This window comes from Halosolutus sp. YCN4 (assembly GCF_059736495.1).
Window position 1 is genome coordinate 302,172 of sequence record NZ_JCASSM010000004.1, and the last position, 16,876, is coordinate 319,047.

The following is a 16,876-nucleotide window of genomic DNA, read 5'->3' on the forward strand; positions in this document are numbered from 1 at the left end:
ATCGCCAGGTGTTCTACAACGCAGGGGTACTCTATTTTGGCCCGGGAATAGCCCACCTGTTTTCAAGCCGGATTCCACACTGACGTCGGATACAATAGGAGCATGGTCAGGGGTGTGCCGTCCTGAGGTTCTCTTGCTCTCTGTCTGGGATCGATACCAGCCCAGCGAGCTCCTCGGCAGAGGTCTGGAACGGAAGCATCCAGCCGCGAAACTCTTGGTCCGCTACGGCGGCCGCAAAGCCCCGTATGCGGGAGGCTCGAAGCGTCCGAAGATAGTGTGTTTCGAGAAACTGGCCGGTGGTCAAGTTCTCGAATACATTGAATCCGCCCGAGAGTTCTTTCACCCGGCTCAACGTGGCATCACCTGCCCCGATCACCAGGATGCGAATTCCCGTGTTGAATCGCGATCCGTCGACTTTCGCCTCGATCAGGTTAGCCTGTTCTCGTTCACGTGCAGTCACATTGCGCTCGGGCAGCAAGATGCCCGACCGATCGCCTCCGAGGTACTGTGCCTCTTTCTGGGCCTTCCGGGCCCATCGACGATCCCTGATCGACTTCCGCGCAGCCGGTTGGAACAGGACCTGGATAACGAGTCGCGAATCCCGCATGGCATGGCGATGGAGTGAACTCACCACCGAATTGATCGGTGGAGACTCGAAATCAGTCCGGAGTGGATACCAGTCTGTCTTTCCCATGGTGAGGACGCCGCCACCAATGGAGTTCCCCTTCTCGATGGGAAGGCCAGCTTCCCCCGACTCGAATCCGACCCCCGGGACGGTCTCCGCTAACTGGGTTCGGACTTTCCGCTCTAATCGCTTCGTAGGGACCGAGAACTGGAGCTGGAGCCGCTCCGGAGATGATCGACGGATCTCGTAGACAGAGACCGGTGACTTGTTCTGCAAGCCGAACCATGTCGTCTGGTACTCGGTGATACCTTTCACGAACCGGTAGACTGTCTCTGGAACGTCGTCGTTTGACGGTGGCTTAACCCTGACCGTGAACCTCCCGTCCGGCGCCTGAGAGAGGGCGTCCGCTGTCTCTTGATTTATTGTGATGTGGTTGCGGAGGAGTCGGTCTTTCGCGCTCATGACTGAGGCACCCCTGTCAATCGGACGGCAATCCCGAGGACCAGCACCCAGAGCACCTCGATGGCCACGAAGGCCACCGCCAGGGTAATCAGAACCCCCAGGTTGGTCGGCTCAGTGGGAATGATACCGACTGGGTCGAGGATCTGAATGAGCGTCCGCGACTCGACCACCCCCAATACGGAGAGGAGGAGGCCGCCGATGACCCCAGTGAACAGTCCTAGTTCGAACCGCTTGATGGAGGCTTTGGACGCCAGATTGAGGCTTGCGAGGAGGGTGAGCATCTTTCGGTTTGAGTCGGGGCTGTTATCTGAGTCCTGCTGATGCTTGTCTGCGTTCGGCTGCCCACCATCCGATTCCACCACCCGCCGTGGACGATCCGAGATTGCCTCGAGACCGCTATCCTCGTCTGCATGACCGGTTTCGAGGATGTCGTGTTCACGATCAGTGGCTTTGATCCTGAGCGTAGTGTTCACCGGCCCACGGAGCAGCGCCGTACTGAACGGGAGGTCCGACCCTGTCCGGAGCCGATGGAGTTCTCCGGACTCAGTCCCGATCAGGTTGAAGAACGGTTCGATCTCCGTGTCGACGTCTTCCTGCTTGAAGAACAGGTTGCAGTCCACGTTTCGCAGAATGTTCTTCCCTTCCCGCGAGCGGGTGAACTCGTCGGCATTCTGTGTGATCAGCGTGACGGCGATGTTCCGGTCCCGACTCTCTCTGATGAGCCGCGACACCGTGTTGAGCCCGTCGTGATTAATCCGGTCTCCGATCGTGATGGGGCGATGCGCCTCGTCAACAACGACGAGCACTTTCGAATCGGTCTTGGATGCTTCCCGGTAGATGTGGCCGAGTGCCTCAACGAGCAGTTCGGTGTTGTCTTGTGACGGATCCTCGACTGTGTATCGCGTCACCCCATCAGGTTCGACGGCTGTGAGGTTGACGTGATCGAGGACAACGGTCTGACCGCCGAGTGAGTCGGTGACGGCTCCGTAGTCCCGTCGCTTCGGATCAAGGATGTAGATGTCGAGGTTATCGTAGGTCTGGGCCGACCGGAGGAGCATCAGCCCGGTCCAGTACGATTTTCCGGAGCCAGTCTTCCCCATCACCGTCATGTGGCCTGCATCCCAGGAGAACCGATCCAGGATCACGGATGTCCCCTCCGAGGCATCCTGCCCGACCACGACGCCGTCTTCCTCGATCGTGTCCCCCGACGCGAAGGGGAACCCGGATGCGGCCGACCGGCCCGGCACGATCACTGTCTCGTGCAATGCGTCTGCGTGGTACGCCGAAGCAGCTCTGACCGCCTTGTGCGTCTTCAGGGCCGGCTCCTCCGTCTGGATCTGCTTTTTGCTCAGAACGGTCTCGACTGCTTTCCACGTCTCGTCAACCTCCTCGGGCGTCGACCCGGCGACCGTAATGTACACGCCGTAGTTCAGCAGGACTTCGCTCCGCCCTTCGATATCGAGCAGATCCTCGGCATCTCGTAATCTCCGTCTGAGGTCCACCTCGCGGGCCGGGCTCCGCGTTTCCTGCAGTTCAATTTTCAGCCGGCTGATCATCCGACTGATCCACGTGCGCTGATACGTGCTGATCGGCTTCGCAACCTGAACGACGTTGACTAACCCTGGCGCCTCAACGCTCAAGAGATCAGCCAACCAGGCCAGCTCCAGCTCGGCGGGATACTCCGTCACGTAGCGCAATTGCCGAACCTGCTTCTCCCCGTACTCCGTCTCGTATCGTCGCCGGTCGAGTTTCGTCTTCCCGAAGTAGAGCCGCTTCAAATGGGTTTTGAACGCGTCTCCTGTGATCCGCTCTGCGTACAGATCAGCCGCGGTTAACGCGTTTCGAATCTCTGTGCAGCGCTTATCTATCGCCTGCAATCGCTCCTGCACCGATGTGTGGGTTGACTCGTCAACCCGGACCACAACAACGTGGTCAGTGACGACCTCAGAGTCGGCGGCACCTGAATACTGGGAGAGGTCAACAGTCCGCTGTCTGGAGTGGAGTTCAACTTGATATCCGAGCGTCTTCATCAGCTCATGGACGGTGGCCAAGTTCGCCGTTTTCTCCAGATCTGAGAGGGTCTGGATGTCGCAAGACGACACCTTCACGAGGCCGAGGACCGTCCCGTTATCGAGGACAACTGCATCGTTGTGAAGCTGCTCAAACGACGGCGACGATACCTGAACAACCGATCCAAAGCCGATGAGGGTAGCGATATGCTCGTCGAGATGACGATCTCCCTGTTTGAACGCGACGAAGCCGAGTCCGATGATCGTCCCCGCCACCGCACCAAGATCGCCAGCCAGCCCCCAGCCGATGAGCGCCAGGATACCGATCCGGCCGAAATCGCCCACTGTGAATCGGTCCATGAATTTGACCTTGGTATCGATCGGGACTGGGAACGGGACGCGAATCATCGCCGGTCCCTCCATTCGAATCGGTTATCACTGTCATCACGGTCTGACCGGTCTCTATCTGGCCGGCTGTCCTCGCCTGATCGTCGACCCCCTTGGCTTGGACCTCCTCTCCTAGGGCCAGTGTTCGGTGGTCGACCTCCTCTTCTAGGGCCAGTATCCGGTGGCTGGCCCTGCCTGCCATTTGAACCAGATTTGAACCGGTCATACTGTCGCCGAATCGTATTCGGGGCACTCCGCATCAGACTGAGTCCGGGCCCCACCAGAACTGCTCCGGCACTGAGCACAGTCAATGGAAGCCCCAGGAGCATCGTCGTCCCAGCAAGTGCCCACAACCACTCTGGAATGAAGCCATTGGCTTCTATCATTTGGAGGAGCAGGCTGAGAAGCCCGGCGTTAAGTGGGCCAATGAGGAGAAATCCCACCCAGATCTGGGCGAGCATCCGACCATATCTGGTGAGCCCCGGTGTGATAGCCATGAGTGCGATAAGGGGGGCAATCCCCACTCCGAGGAGGATATATACGTTCCGTGCCAGGAACAGGAGGAGGATCCCGAGGACGATGACCACATCCAGGATGGCGATTACCGCCATTTGAAGGGTGAACTGGATAGACGTACGGAACTCTGGATCCGCCGGCAGTAGTGCCTCGGTCGTCTGTGCCGACAGTTCCACAGGGTACCACAGCAGATCCGGGGCAATCGCCCCGAAACCGACTGCCATCAAGACGTATACCGCCGTCCGCACGCCATCAGTCTGGTTGAGCATGTGAGTGATTCCGATCCAGACGATGGCCGCGACCGCGAGTACTAGGGCGACGGTGAACACCATTGCATGGAATTCCTGAACCCATGGCTGTCTTACGTCGGGGTAGTCAGCGAAGAGCGCCGCCATCACGCCTGCTGCTCCCTCGGACACCCACTCGAACGGTGTCAAGATTACGTCGGTCAGTGCCTCCCGGATGGTTTCCCCCAACCCGTCACCTTCTCCTCCATCGGGGGCAGGGGCCGGAGTTGCAGTGTCATTAGACGTTTTCCCGACAGGCGTAGGTTCCGGGGTTGCTCTTGCTAGCCTTGTTGGGACAACCAACGTGAGCAGCGCGAGGGCTACCCAGCGGCTCATTGTGGCACCCCACAAAGTGGTGTCGTGACGATCTCTACCAGCGCGCCGCTAAGGATGATAATCGCCAGTCCAATCGTTGTATTGATGAATATCCGCTTCGCACGTTCCTGTGCCTCGATCGTCCCCAACGACCAGTAGTACCCGGCCACAAGGTAGAGCAGCCCAGCTAGCGGGAACGCGATCCTCACCCCGAGCGCGTGGAGGTGGTCGATCAACGCTGTCAGTCGGACAACAGATGCTTCTTCGTGTTCAACGATATCCTCGCCTTCGTAGGGACTCCTGTTGGAACAGGCTGAGCTCGCCTCGTGTGCCACGGCTTCCCCCGCGAACAGAGATGTCGCGACGAGTACCAGGATAACTACTCGCCCAATGGTTGCTACAGTGGCAGGTCCATCTCTATACAGGCTGTTCTTCCAGCGTGAAATGCAAGTTGTACGTACCGATTCTTTGAATCGGATATTGTGGTTCACCCTCATTTTCAGGTAATCCAACGAGAAGGGACGGCCTACTTCAGATTGAACACCCTCTACAGAACTATGGAGAACTCGCGAAATCGGTTTTGTAGCACCTAAAGCTGGTAAATATTTGTTATTCAATTAATTTAACCTCAGAGCTGGGGTTTCTTATTCAGTATATAGTAATACGGGTGCAAACCCTCCTTCCCCATATGACTTCGAAACAGGTCGAGAGGCACGGGATCACGTATCACCCCGAGGACATTCAGAATCGAGGTACGAACAAGGTTCCAGATGTCCGGGCATACCTTCCGGATGAAATCGGGGACCTCGGCTTAGAAGAGGGTGACTCCATTGAGATAGAGAAAAACGAAGCAAGTGGAGATCCCTATCCGAGGACAGTACCGTATCTCGTCGGGAGAGAGTCGGACGATGAATCCGAGGGTGAGTATAAAATATTCACAGATGGCTCCCAGCGACTCCGCATGACGATTACTCCTTGGAAGGATCTGTTCAACGAAGACAAGAATGTCCCACTCGTTGTTGAGGTGAATCAGCGAGAAAAGACGTTCCGGATTTACAGGAACGAGGACTACCATTACAGGCTGCAAGACCTGTACGATCGCGATATTCACCCACAGCTGAAACAGAAGGGGGTTGTACCCCTCGTAGCCTATCCAAGAAAGGAAGGCACGCAGAAGTTTCGAATTATTCCTTTTAATTGTGAGCACAATATTTTCTCAAAAGTTGCTGCCGAATTTGATAAGGAGAAACGTCCTTCGAATCCAGCGGTGTTCCATGAAGTGCTTGAGAAGGGGGAGCTACCACGATGCACATGCCCGAAGCTGACGGTCTACTGGGACCCAGACGGGAATAGGGCTAGCAATAAAGACAACCTTGAGGCAATCTACACTGCAACGAATGTGGAGGAAGAAGATATCCTTCTACCTACCGAGGGCTATTTCAGGGTTTTAGCAGACCACCACGAAAAAGCAACATGGTTCAGCCACGATGAGCCCTGGGGTCATTCGAAACAGTGGGAGATGCCAGTCGTTGGAAAGTGGGAAGGGCCGAATATAAAAGCAGACGAAAACGATGAGTATATCGCCGTGTATGTCCCCTGTGCATCACCAAAATAGGACTTCTCCCGGGTAACTCGGTTTCGACAACTCATCAGAAATCAGGTGTCTCGTTGAGTACTACCCACTAGTCTTCCCCTGATTGGGTAGGGTGGTACAAAATTCAAGTAGAAACATACCAATTCCACGACTTGGACGGACTCTATCAAACCGCTGAAGATCTTCCTAACGTCGAACGGCACGAGGTCTACGCCAACCATGGAGAGCGAGACGAGTGGGAGCCAGTTCCATGGCGTGATAGCCTCTGGACTAATGAAAGCGATCCACAACTCGCGGGTGAGGTCTCCAACAACGACGAGTTCTACAACGTGATTCAGTACGGCGACATCCTCGAGGCGATCGGCCACGGCGTCGAACAACACGACCTCGATCCAGAGGGGCACGTTTCACTTTCCGAGACACGGCACAAGATGAGCGCCAAAATTGGCCTGGAGCAATCGATCGAGCCCGCGGAAGGAGATCAGATCGAGTTACAGCTCCACGCGCGGTCCGGCCACTCGGGGTACCACGGCGTAAAGTACGACATCGGAGCCGAACGCCTCGTCTGCAGCAACGGAATGACCGCATTCGTCGCCGACCACAGCTACGAGCAGACCCACGGCGAACCGTTCCAACCACAGCTGGCGTACCACGCCGTTGATTCGATGGTAGACGGTGTCGACACGGTCGAACAACGCCTGGAAGATGCCCAGGAACGCGAACTCATGAACCTGGACGAGGCGTTGCTCGTGCTCTACGATTTCGGGATCGACGAGCCACTCGAGAACCCAACCCCGGATCTCCTGACCGCACTCCACGAGGAAGTCGAAGACACTGATGCGCCAACCCTGTACGAGACGTACAACGCCGCGAGCTACGCACTCACCCATCTGATCGAGGAGGACATTCCGGAGTATGCCCTCGACGACGCCTACGAACGGGCGGCCGGCCTCCTCGAGTACGGAGACGGCATCCCACACCCAGAGATCCTTGGGGAGAATGCGGTCACGAACCGTGCAACCCAGTTGCTCGAATCCGACGATCCCCAGGCGGAGGAATACTGGGAAGGTGAAACCGAGTCCATCCGTGAGCTTCTGGACGTCCACGAGGTCGACGCCTGACCGATCCACACAAGCCGGTTACAGCGTGCGAGACGCCTAGCCAGCTACTGCCAACAGCGGTGGGGAGGAAACGGGTAGCCCACTTGGGCTACTTCATCCGAACCACCCCCTTCCCACAGATACCCGAGTCTCGGCATCGGAACAGCCCCTTGTGCGACGAACACAGGACCATCAACGGGTAGAACGCCTACTACGACTCGCCGACGATCTCGAGACTACGGACCCCCAGATCGACCAGTTGCTCAAGGCAGCAACGGTCTCCAATAGTCGATCGCTCACAGACGATGCGCTCACGCTTTTCGCAGCGAAAGCGGCGGAACAGCAACACTATCCATTTCCTGACGATGCTCACAGTGGATCGCTTCAATTTGGTGAAACACCACGGAACCGGCCCGTTGGCCTCGGTCCCAATGACCTCACCAAGCACCTCCTCACAGTCGGACAGTCGGGATCAGGAAAGACCACACTGTTCTACAATCTGATGAGCCAACTCGAGGTCCCGTTCTGGAGTTTCGACCTGAAACAGGACTATCGCCACCTTATCCACGAGTACGACGATCTCCTGGTGTTGCCGTGGTCGGAATTGAAGTTCAACCCGTTGAAGCCACCAGAGGACGTCCCGCTGTTACGTTGGGCACAGGTCTTCGCCGAGATCTTCGGCCACGCGACGGCACTACTGTCCGGTTCCAAGAACTACCTGCTGAAGCACGTAGTCAAACTCTACAAGCTCTACGACCTGTTCAACGACCGATCGCCACCGTATCCAAGCCTCCACGAACTCGAACTCCTGATCTGGGACGAGAACATCAATTACGTCCGGAAGACGTCGAACTATCGCGACACCGTCCTCAACCGGTTGGACGCGATGAACCTCGTTGCCGGAACTGTCTTCGACTGTAGCCACGGTCCAGCCCTGAACACGCTGCTCGATCGGAACATCGTGTTCGAGTTCGACGGCCTCAGCCGAGACCTCCAGAACTTCTTGATGGAAATCCTCTTCGCGTCCGTCTACGAGTACCGGTTGGCGCAGAACCAGCGAGACACTGGCCTCGAGCACGTCTTCTTCCTCGACGAGGGAAAGCAGGTGTTCTCCGTCTACAAGGAACGCCAGGACGCCGCGGGTATCCCTGAGATCGATCAACTGACCGCAAAGATGCGGGAATTCGGTGAAGGGCTCGTCGTCGCGGATCAGGAAGCGTCGAAACTCACCGATTCGATCAAGGCCAACACCGATACCAAGGTGTTGCTGCCGACTGGCGACCAGAAACAGTTTCGTGCGATTGCGGACTCGATGTCGCTGTCCGACCGCCAGCAAGCGTTCGCACAACGGCTCGAGGTTGGAAAGGCGATCGTTCAGGTCGGGAATAAAGATCCAGTGCCAGTACACCTCCGGAATTACAGTGTGCAAAAGACGATCTCCGATCAGGAATTAGAGGAGCATCAGCGCGAAGCGTGGCAGCAACTCTCTCACGAACCACGTGAAATTGCACCTCGGTTAGATTACATGCTCAGTGGTGGACGGACAGGCGATCGAACCAGATCGGAGTCCAGTGACGATCACGGTGATGAAGGGGTGTCGAGGGATGCTGACCGGCTCCTCAAAGACGTGGTCGAACACCCGTTCAAGCCGTTGCTCGACCGATACCAGCAGTTCCCGAGTCGGTACAAGGGAAACAAGTTGAAGAACGAACTCGTCGACCACGGCCTCGTCATCGAGAGAAAGGTAAAAGGTGGGGATCAGCGGAAGTTACTGGAACTTACCCAACACGGACGGGAGTACGTCGAGGACAATCTCGATTTCAATCCGAGATTCGAGGGACGAGGCGGTATCGTTCATCGGTACTGGCAACACCGAATCAAAGAGCGATTCGAAGAGGCAGGCTGGACAGCCGACCTCGAAGGTGATGATGCGGATGTCTACGTTAGCATGGGAAACACAGATCTGGCAGTCGAAGTCGCGATGGGAAACAAGCCACGGGAACTGGAACATGTGGAAACGCACCTTGAGAACGATATCGCTGTCTGGATCGTCTGTCGAACCGAGATCGTCAAAAAAGGACTACGACAACGGATAGCGGAACGCGATATCCAGAGTGAGCAGATCACACTTCACCTGTTTCAGGACTTCAGCGAAACTAAGACACTCCCCGAATAGCCGCTCACCGAGGGTGTCATAGAACTAATCACAGCGGTTTGATTTGCCCGCGATTCGAGGAATGCTATAGTAGACTGAGCGTGCTTGTTGATCGCCGCGTTCCTACCAGTTGGTGTGAGTGTTCGTAACCTCATGCAAGATACAAGGCGTATACTGCGAATGATTTGATCGTAGAATATTTTCGGCGCAGGTAGCTCTCGTTCGCGAGCCGTTTCGCTGTCGTACTCCGTGGAGTGCCGGGGAATGAGCGATTGAGGTCCTCGTGGTAGATCGGGATGTAGCGCTGCTGGGCGAGAAAACCGGGCACGTTCAGCACGTGCAAACAGACGAGCGCTCCGTGGATGTCTTCGGGTTCGTAGTGGTCCGCGACCTCCTGAATGATTTTGATGCCGTTGAGTTCGTCGCCGTGTACCGCAGCAGTCAGAAAAATTGTCGGTCCCGCTTGCTCACCGTTGATGACTGTGACCGGAATCTCGATCGGATCGTCGTTCCGACGGCGTACCTGAACTGTGTCTTCTCGCCCGGAGAGACCGTCTGGTCCCCAACTTCGAGCGATTGGTGGGTGTCGTCAGTCATGGGTCATCTCTCCGTGAGGCGTTGGTGTGTTCATGTTGTACGGGCCGCTGGCTCGGACGACCGATGAATCGAGGAACCGACTCGCGGTACGCCTCGTACGCCTCTCCGTACTGGTCTCGGAGCCACGGTTCCTCCGCAAGCGGCGCCATCAGGAACCAGACGATCCCGAGTAAGACCAGAACCACTGTCATCCAAGATCCAGCGATAACCGCTCCACCGATGAGCATCGTGACGTAGCTGACGTACTGCGGATTCCGAGAATACCGATACGGTCCATCAGTGTGTAATTGCCCTTCGAGACCGGCACTCTCGCGGAATCCGAGACGCCACACCGCCCAGAGAGAGACCAGCGCGCCAGCCAAGAGCAACAGTAGACTGGCAATCTGGAGGAGCGTCGAGGGACGGTACCAGCTCCACCAGTCGAGGTACGCCACTCCGAACAGACTTCCAACGTAGACGATCCATGCTGTCCAGCCGAGCCAAAACGTCCAGTTGCGGGTTCCGTGGGGCCAGAACCGGACTGACTGGCTCCGGATACTCACGAGAAGCCCACCGAGCAGTATCCCTCCGGACAGGAGTCCAAGGCCAAACAGCGATGTCTTGATGACGGGCATGGGTGAGATTGTGGGTTACGCAGGCAGGGAGAGATCTACATTCCCTAGTCTGCGGGCGTTAATCGCGACGATGACCGTCGACAGCGACATAAACACGGCGCCGATCGCCGGCGACAGGAGGATACCGATGGGCGCGAGAATCCCCGCCGCAAGCGGGAGCGCAAACACGTTGTAGCCGGTCGCCCAGACAAGATTTTCTTGCATCTTCCGGTAGCTCGCCTTCGACAGTCGGATGAGCCGCACCACGTCCACCGGGTTGTTGTCGACGAGGATGATATCGCCCGATTCGATGGCGACGTCGGTCCCCGATCCGATGGCGATACCGACGTCAGCTCGCGTGAGCGCCGGCGCGTCGTTGACACCGTCGCCGACCATCGCGACGAATTTCCCTTCCGACTGGAGTTGTTCGACCTTCGTGTCCTTCGCCTCGGGCAGCACCTCCGCGAAGTACTGGTCAATACCGAGTTCCTCGGACACAGCCCTCGCGACATCCTCGCTGTCGCCGGTGAGCATTGCCACTTCGATGCCCATCCCGTGCAGCGCCTCGATAGCCTGCCGGCTTGCTTCCCGAATGACGTCCGCCAGCGCGAACGCTGCGGCGATCTCGGATTCATCGTGGACCAGGTAGATGACCGTCTGTGCGTTCGAGCCGGCTTCCTCAGCGAAGGCAGCGATATCGTCGGGTCGTTCGATGCCGAGTTTCTCGATCAGGTTGGGGCCACCCAGATGAACTGTCTCGCCGTCGACGGTGGCTCTGACACCGAGACCGCGGAGGTTTTCGAAGTTCGAGACGCTCGCTCGCTGGACCTCCCGTTCCTCGGCAGCATCCCGGATGGCGCGAGCGATCATGTGTTCGGAGTCGCCCTCGACACCAGCGGCGATTTCGAACACGCGCTCTTCACTCCAGTCGCCTGCCGTCTCGACGCCGACGACGCCCTGTTCGCCCTTCGTGAGCGTGCCCGTCTTGTCGAACATCACCGTATCGAGGTTCCGGGATTCCTCCATAGCTATGCGGTCGCGGATGAGCATCCCGTTCTGGGCAGCGGTCGAGGTGTTGATTGCGACAACGAGCGGGACGGCTAGGCCGAGTGCGTGGGGACATGCGATGACGAGAACCGTGACCACGCGTTCGAGAACACCGATGTTGAACCCGACTGCGACGATCCACGCGACGGCCGTAATGCCCGCAACGGCGAGTGCGATGTAGAACAGCCACCCTGCTGCGCGGTCCGCCAGGAGCTGCGTGCGGGATTTGGACTGCTGGGCTTCATCAACGAGCCGCATGATGCCCGCTAACGTCGTCTCCTCGCCCGTCTTCGTGATTCTGATGCGGAGGCTCCCGTCCTGGTTGACCGTCCCGGCGACCACTTCCGAGCCGGGTTCCTTGCCCACGGACCTGGACTCGCCAGTGATCATCGATTCGTCGACGGATGACTCGCCCTCGGCGACCTCGCCGTCGGCGGGAACCGAAGTACCGGGACGAACGAGTACGACGTCGTCCTCGGAGAGTTCGGAGACTGGCACTTCCTCGGTATCCCCACCCTCGGTGACGCGCTCGGCGGTGTCGGGCATGAGCTTCGCCAGTTCGTCGAGCGCACCGGAGGCCTGTCGAACCGAGCGCATCTCCATCCAGTGGCCCAGCAGCATGATGTCGATCAGCGTGACCAGTTCCCAGAAGAACGGCGTCGTCCCCTCGAGAAACAGGCTCGCGATCGAGTAGACGAACGCGACGGTAATCGCCAGCGAGATCAGCATCATCATCCCTGGCTCACGGTTCTCGAGTTCCGTTCGGGCCATCGAGAGGAACGGCACGCCACCGTACGCGAAGATCACGACTGAGAGGACGGGTGTGATCCAGACGCTTCCAGAGAACGACGGCGCCGTATAGCTGAAGACATCCTGAATGAACTCGCTGAAGAAGATGACCGGCACCGAGAGCACGAGCGATACCCAGAACCGCCGCCGGAACATCTGCTCGTGGCCCGTGTGATCCGTATGAGCGGCATGATCTTCGTGCCCTCCCTCGTGGACGTCCGCGCCTTGGTCGTGTGCGTCGTGATCGTGTTCGCCCTCTCCAGTATGGGCGTGGCTGTGTCCGGGCTCGGCTTCGGGATCGTGGTGTGCGTGTTCGTCGGTGCTTCCGGGTTCTGTGGTAGTCTCGCCCGTCCGGTCGTGGTTCGTGTGCTCGGAGGAGTGGGGAGGCTCCGTAGTGGATGAGGGATCTGTCGCTCGCATCTCTTCATCTGCTTCTAACTGGCAAATACGGCAGCAGTAGACGGGTCCCTCGGAATCAGTTTCCGACGAAGCGTCCCGTGTACGCACGTGATCTAGGTGGTTGCTCATGGGTTGGGTGTTGGTGCCATTCCCCATTATTCTGTCCGGGGCCTGATACTGCGCGGGACGATCAGGGCAGGCGGACTTGGAAGAGAACGACGGGGCGGTCGTCCGCGAACGTTCTGGGTGCTCTCAGGCGTGGGCTGTGTATCCAGCGTCTTCGACGGCTTGCACGAGGGCCGTGACGTCGGCGTCACCATCGACGCTCGCCTGTTCGGCCTCACGATCGGCGGTGACGTCAGTCACACCAGACACGTCTTGAAGTGCCTCTTCGACTGTCTGTTCACAATGGCCGCAGGTCATTCCCTTGACGGTGATCGTTTGACTCATTCCAGTGAGAGATATGGACGGCTCCTCTTTGTCGTTTGCTGCTTCGATTCTGCTGGTCGAACGGCCGTGAAACGACGCATTCCAAAGTATCTGCTGGGGAATCGTATTGTATCCTGGGTCCCTATCGCCTCGTATGCGGGACTTGGACGAAACCGACATGGAGATTCTCTCGCTGTTAGCCGAGAACGCCCGTCGCCCGTTCAGCGCGATCGGCGAGGAAGTTGGCCTCTCGGGGCCAGCCGTCTCAGATCGCGTCACACGACTCCAAGAGACCGGGGTCATCGACCACTTCACTATCGATGTCGACCGTAGCCAACTCAGAGCTGGTGTGCCGGTACTTGTCCAGCTAGATATCTCATCTGAGTCGTTCGACGCGGTTCGTGAGCGGGTCAGAAACGACGACGCCGTCGAACACGTGTTCATTACGTCGGAGGGTGACCTCTGGTTCTATGGACGTGCAGAAGCACAGAACGTCCGGGCGTGGGTGAACACGCTTCTCGATGGTGCTGACTCGGTTGATTACACAGTCACGTTAGTCGACGAAGTCGAGTGGACGCCATCGATCGACGGCGTCGAGTTCGCACTCACGTGTGCCGAGTGCAGTAATACTGTGGATTCTGAGGGGGAGACGAGTCGCATTGGCGGAGAACTCTATCATTTCTGTTGTCCATCGTGTCAGAGTCGATTCGAAGATCGACACCAGCGTCTCGAAGAGGGCGTGTAGCGCTGACTTCGGTTTGGAACCGAAAGTAAACGCCGTTGATTACCCTCACTATCCAAGCAGAAACTCACCTAACGGAGTAGCCCCTCTAGTATGACAATGGAAACACGCACCGCACATCTCGACATCACAGGGATGACCTGTGCCAACTGCTCGGGGACAGTTGGCGACGCCCTGGAGTCACTCGACGGCGTCGTCGAGGCGAACGCCAATTTCGCCACGGACGAGGGTTCCGTCGAGTACGACCCTGACGAGGTATCGCTTGCAGAGATCTACGAGACGATCGAGGAGGCCGGCTACGGTGCGGTGTCTGACACGGTGACCATAGGCATCTCCGATATGACCTGTGCCAACTGTGTGCAGACGAACGAGACCGCACTCGAGAACACGCCGGGTGTTATCGCGGCCGAGGCGAACTTCGCCACCGACGAAGCGCAGGTCAGGTACAACCCTGCGGACACATCACTCGACGCGCTCTACGACGCTATCGAGGACGCTGGGTACTCGCCGGTCCGTGAAGACAGCGACAGCGGTGAATCGGGTGAAGATGCTCGTGACGCTGCACGACAGGGTGAGATTCGAAAACAGCTTCGACTGACGCTGTTCGGAGCCGCGCTGTCTGCCCCGATGCTGTTTTTCCTCGCAGAGAAGTTTCTGCTCGGCGGGGGAATTCTCCCGGAGACGGTCTTCGGCGTCGAATTCGGGTGGGTCGAGTTCCTGCTAGCGACACCCGTTCAGGCTGTGCTCGGCTGGCCGTTCTACAAGAACTCGTACAACGCGCTGGTCAACAACAGGCGCGCCAACATGGACGTTCTCATCGCACTGGGTTCGTCAACTGCGTATTTCTACTCCGTTGCAGTACTTGCCGGATTGATCGCGGGGAGCTTGTACTTCGACACTGCCGCGTTGATCCTGGTGTTCATCACCCTTGGGAACTACCTCGAAGCCCGCTCGAAAGGGCAGGCAGGTGACGCCCTTCGGAAGCTCCTCGAAATGGAGGCCGAGACAGCCACCCTCGTCGACGAGGACGGTACCGAAGTGGAAGTGCCACTCGAAGATGTCACCGTCGGCGATCGCATGAAGGTCCGTCCCGGCGAGCAGATTCCGACCGACGGCGTCGTCATCGATGGGCAGAGTGCTGTTGACGAGTCGATGGTCACCGGCGAGTCGGTCCCCGTCGAGAAAGGCGAGGGCGACGAGGTCGTCGGGTCCACCATCAACGAGAACGGTGTGCTCGTCGTTGAGGCGACGAAGGTCGGAAAGGACACCGCCCTCCAGCAGATCGTTCAGACGGTCAAGGAGGCCCAGTCCCGCCAGCCAGACATCCAGAACCTCGCCGACCGCATCTCGGCGTACTTCGTCCCAGCGGTCATCGCGAACGCGTTACTATGGGGCACTGTGTGGTTCCTCTTCCCCGAAGCACTCGCCGGATTCGTCGACTGGCTCCCGCTCTGGGGTGCGGTCGCTGGCGGACCTGCCGTGGCTGGGGGCACTGTCTCAGTCTTCGAATTCGCGCTCATCGTCTTCGCGTCGTCCGTGTTGATCGCCTGTCCCTGTGCGCTGGGGTTAGCAACGCCTGCTGCAACGATGGTTGGGACGACGATCGGTGCCCAGAACGGCGTCCTGTTCAAGGGCGGTGACATCCTCGAACGGGCGAAAGACGTCGACACAGTCGTCTTTGACAAGACCGGGACGCTCACCAAAGGTGAAATGGAGCTGACTGACGTCGTCGTCTTCGATGGCGACGGACAGCCTCTCACAGACGGCGGCGACACCGCTACCGATGGCGGCCAACTAACCGCACGCGATCGTCTTAGTGAGGACGACGTTCTCCGGTTCGCAGCGACGGCCGAAAGTGGAAGCGAGCACCCGCTCGCGCGGGCCATCGTCGATGGAGCTGAATCCCGCGGTATCGACGTGACTGAACCAGACGACTTCGAGAACGTTCCCGGCCATGGCATCCGCGCAACTGTCGGCGACAGTGAGGTGCTGGTCGGTAACCGAAAGCTCCTCCGCGACAACGGGATCAATCCTGCACCCGCCCAGGAGACGATGGAGCGTCTCGAGAACGAGGGGAAGACGGCGATGCTCGTCGCCCGCGTGCCCGCTGGCACGGACGAGGGCGAACTCGTCGGTGTGGTCGCTGATGCTGACACGATCAAAGAAAGTGCGACCGAGGCCGTGAGCCAACTGCAGGAGCGCGGTGTCGACGTGATGATGATCACCGGTGACAACGAACGGACCGCCCGCGCCGTCGGCGAGCAGGTCGGCATCGACCCCGAGAACGTCCGCGCGGAGGTGCTCCCCGAGGACAAATCCGACGCCGTCGAGGCCATTCAGGACGAAGGTCGCAAGGCGATGATGGTTGGCGACGGCGTCAACGACGCACCCGCGCTGGCTGTCGCCTACGTCGGGACTGCCATCGGGAGCGGGACGGACGTCGCCATCGAGGCGGCGGACGTGACGCTGATGCGCGACGACCCGCTCGACGTGGTGAAGGCCATCCGCATCTCGGACGCGACACTCCAGAAGATCAAGCAGAACCTCGTGTGGGCGCTTGGTTACAACACGGCGATGATCCCGTTGGCTTCACTCGGGTTACTCCAGCCCGTGCTCGCGGCCGGCGCGATGGCCTTCTCGAGTGTGTCGGTGCTGTCGAACAGTCTGCTGTTCCGTCGGTACACACCGGATCACGATTACGAGTTGCTCGGCCGACTCCGCTAATCGACTCACCCAGAATCACCATGTCCACCGCATCCCGCCAACTGGTTCGGTCGTATCTCGTCGAGACAGTCGGTGCCGAACTCACGTATCTCCGAGCTAGTGAAAT

General features: G+C 58.5%; 12 protein-coding genes and 1 pseudogene. 5 read left to right on the forward strand and 8 right to left on the reverse strand.

The features are described from left to right. Window positions 1-106: 106 nt before the first annotated feature. The 4 genes from AC6I6X_RS16150 to AC6I6X_RS16165 all read right to left on the reverse strand — a co-directional run bounded on the left by AC6I6X_RS16150 (window position 107) and on the right by AC6I6X_RS16165 (window position 4,936). Complete coding sequence (locus AC6I6X_RS16150) at window positions 107-1,087, reverse strand: DUF8128 domain-containing protein (RefSeq protein ID WP_254767467.1); 981 nt, start codon at window positions 1,085-1,087, stop codon at window positions 107-109. Further along, window positions 1,084-3,504 (reverse strand): helicase HerA domain-containing protein, encoded by a 2,421-nt coding sequence (locus tag AC6I6X_RS16155; protein WP_497931571.1) that lies wholly within the window; start codon window positions 3,502-3,504, stop codon window positions 1,084-1,086. Before AC6I6X_RS16155 ends, AC6I6X_RS16150 begins: the two co-directional genes overlap by 4 nt. Then, window positions 3,501-4,475 (reverse strand): hypothetical protein, encoded by a 975-nt coding sequence (locus tag AC6I6X_RS16160; RefSeq protein WP_497931572.1) that lies wholly within the window; start codon window positions 4,473-4,475, stop codon window positions 3,501-3,503. The genes AC6I6X_RS16155 and AC6I6X_RS16160 overlap by 4 nt, the downstream gene beginning before the upstream one ends. Before the next feature lie 143 nt (window positions 4,476-4,618). Next, the gene (locus AC6I6X_RS16165) at window positions 4,619-4,936 is read right to left on the reverse strand and encodes a hypothetical protein (RefSeq protein ID WP_254767470.1); all 318 of its coding nucleotides are present in this window, start codon (window positions 4,934-4,936) and stop codon (window positions 4,619-4,621) included. Window positions 4,937-5,289: 353 nt separating this feature from the next. Between AC6I6X_RS16165 and AC6I6X_RS16170 the strand changes: the two genes are divergently transcribed. The 3 genes from AC6I6X_RS16170 to AC6I6X_RS16180 all read left to right on the forward strand — a co-directional run bounded on the left by AC6I6X_RS16170 (window position 5,290) and on the right by AC6I6X_RS16180 (window position 9,471). Beyond that, window positions 5,290-6,216, forward strand: a complete 927-nt coding sequence (locus tag AC6I6X_RS16170; protein WP_254767471.1) for a hypothetical protein — start codon at window positions 5,290-5,292, stop codon at window positions 6,214-6,216. A 131-nt stretch (window positions 6,217-6,347) separates the two neighbouring features. Continuing rightward, the gene (locus AC6I6X_RS16175; RefSeq protein ID WP_254767472.1) at window positions 6,348-7,316 is read left to right on the forward strand and encodes a DUF932 domain-containing protein; all 969 of its coding nucleotides are present in this window, start codon (window positions 6,348-6,350) and stop codon (window positions 7,314-7,316) included. A 481-nt stretch (window positions 7,317-7,797) separates the two neighbouring features. Further along, window positions 7,798-9,471: a putative type IV secretion/conjugal transfer ATPase gene (locus AC6I6X_RS16180; RefSeq protein ID WP_254767473.1), complete on the forward strand. Its 1,674-nt coding sequence runs from the start codon at window positions 7,798-7,800 to the stop codon at window positions 9,469-9,471. 184 nt (window positions 9,472-9,655) lie between these two features. On the opposite strand, the pseudogene AC6I6X_RS16185 reads toward AC6I6X_RS16180, so the two are convergent. From AC6I6X_RS16185 to AC6I6X_RS16200, 4 genes and pseudogenes are all read right to left on the reverse strand, one after another. Then, window positions 9,656-10,047, reverse strand: a pseudogene (locus AC6I6X_RS16185) (succinylglutamate desuccinylase/aspartoacylase family protein); the annotation flags it as partial. Next, window positions 10,044-10,661: a methyltransferase family protein gene (locus AC6I6X_RS16190; RefSeq protein ID WP_254767474.1), complete on the reverse strand. Its 618-nt coding sequence runs from the start codon at window positions 10,659-10,661 to the stop codon at window positions 10,044-10,046. The pseudogene AC6I6X_RS16185 and the gene AC6I6X_RS16190, both read right to left, overlap by 4 nt. 15 nt (window positions 10,662-10,676) lie before the next feature. Next, on the reverse strand, window positions 10,677-12,896 hold the full coding sequence (locus AC6I6X_RS16195; RefSeq protein ID WP_497931573.1) for a heavy metal translocating P-type ATPase: 2,220 nt from the start codon (window positions 12,894-12,896) through the stop codon (window positions 10,677-10,679). Window positions 12,897-13,127: 231 nt separating this feature from the next. Then, window positions 13,128-13,325, reverse strand: coding sequence for a heavy-metal-associated domain-containing protein (locus AC6I6X_RS16200; RefSeq protein WP_497931574.1), 198 nt, complete (start codon window positions 13,323-13,325; stop codon window positions 13,128-13,130). A 133-nt stretch (window positions 13,326-13,458) separates the two neighbouring features. Here AC6I6X_RS16200 and AC6I6X_RS16205 point away from each other — a divergent pair, with 133 nt between their 5' ends. Then, window positions 13,459-14,049, forward strand: coding sequence for an AsnC family transcriptional regulator (locus AC6I6X_RS16205; RefSeq protein ID WP_254767476.1), 591 nt, complete (start codon window positions 13,459-13,461; stop codon window positions 14,047-14,049). Window positions 14,050-14,145: 96 nt separating this feature from the next. Then, window positions 14,146-16,770, forward strand: a complete 2,625-nt coding sequence (locus AC6I6X_RS16210; RefSeq protein ID WP_497931866.1) for a heavy metal translocating P-type ATPase — start codon at window positions 14,146-14,148, stop codon at window positions 16,768-16,770. Window positions 16,771-16,876: the final 106 nt, after the last annotated feature.

Coding starts and splice junctions, on each gene's coding strand:
- AC6I6X_RS16195 (WP_497931573.1), bottom strand. CDS start 12,896: ATGCGAGCGACAGATCCCTCATCCACTACGGAGCCTCCCCACTCCTCC.
- AC6I6X_RS16200 (WP_497931574.1), bottom strand. CDS start 13,325: ATGAGTCAAACGATCACCGTCAAGGGAATGACCTGCGGCCATTGTGAA.
- AC6I6X_RS16170 (WP_254767471.1), top strand. CDS start 5,290: ATGACTTCGAAACAGGTCGAGAGGCACGGGATCACGTATCACCCCGAG.
- AC6I6X_RS16190 (WP_254767474.1), bottom strand. CDS start 10,661: ATGCCCGTCATCAAGACATCGCTGTTTGGCCTTGGACTCCTGTCCGGA.
- AC6I6X_RS16180 (WP_254767473.1), top strand. CDS start 7,798: ATGAGCCAACTCGAGGTCCCGTTCTGGAGTTTCGACCTGAAACAGGAC.
- AC6I6X_RS16150 (WP_254767467.1), bottom strand. CDS start 1,087: ATGAGCGCGAAAGACCGACTCCTCCGCAACCACATCACAATAAATCAA.
- AC6I6X_RS16205 (WP_254767476.1), top strand. CDS start 13,459: ATGCGGGACTTGGACGAAACCGACATGGAGATTCTCTCGCTGTTAGCC.
- AC6I6X_RS16155 (WP_497931571.1), bottom strand. CDS start 3,504: ATGATTCGCGTCCCGTTCCCAGTCCCGATCGATACCAAGGTCAAATTC.
- AC6I6X_RS16210 (WP_497931866.1), top strand. CDS start 14,146: ATGGAAACACGCACCGCACATCTCGACATCACAGGGATGACCTGTGCC.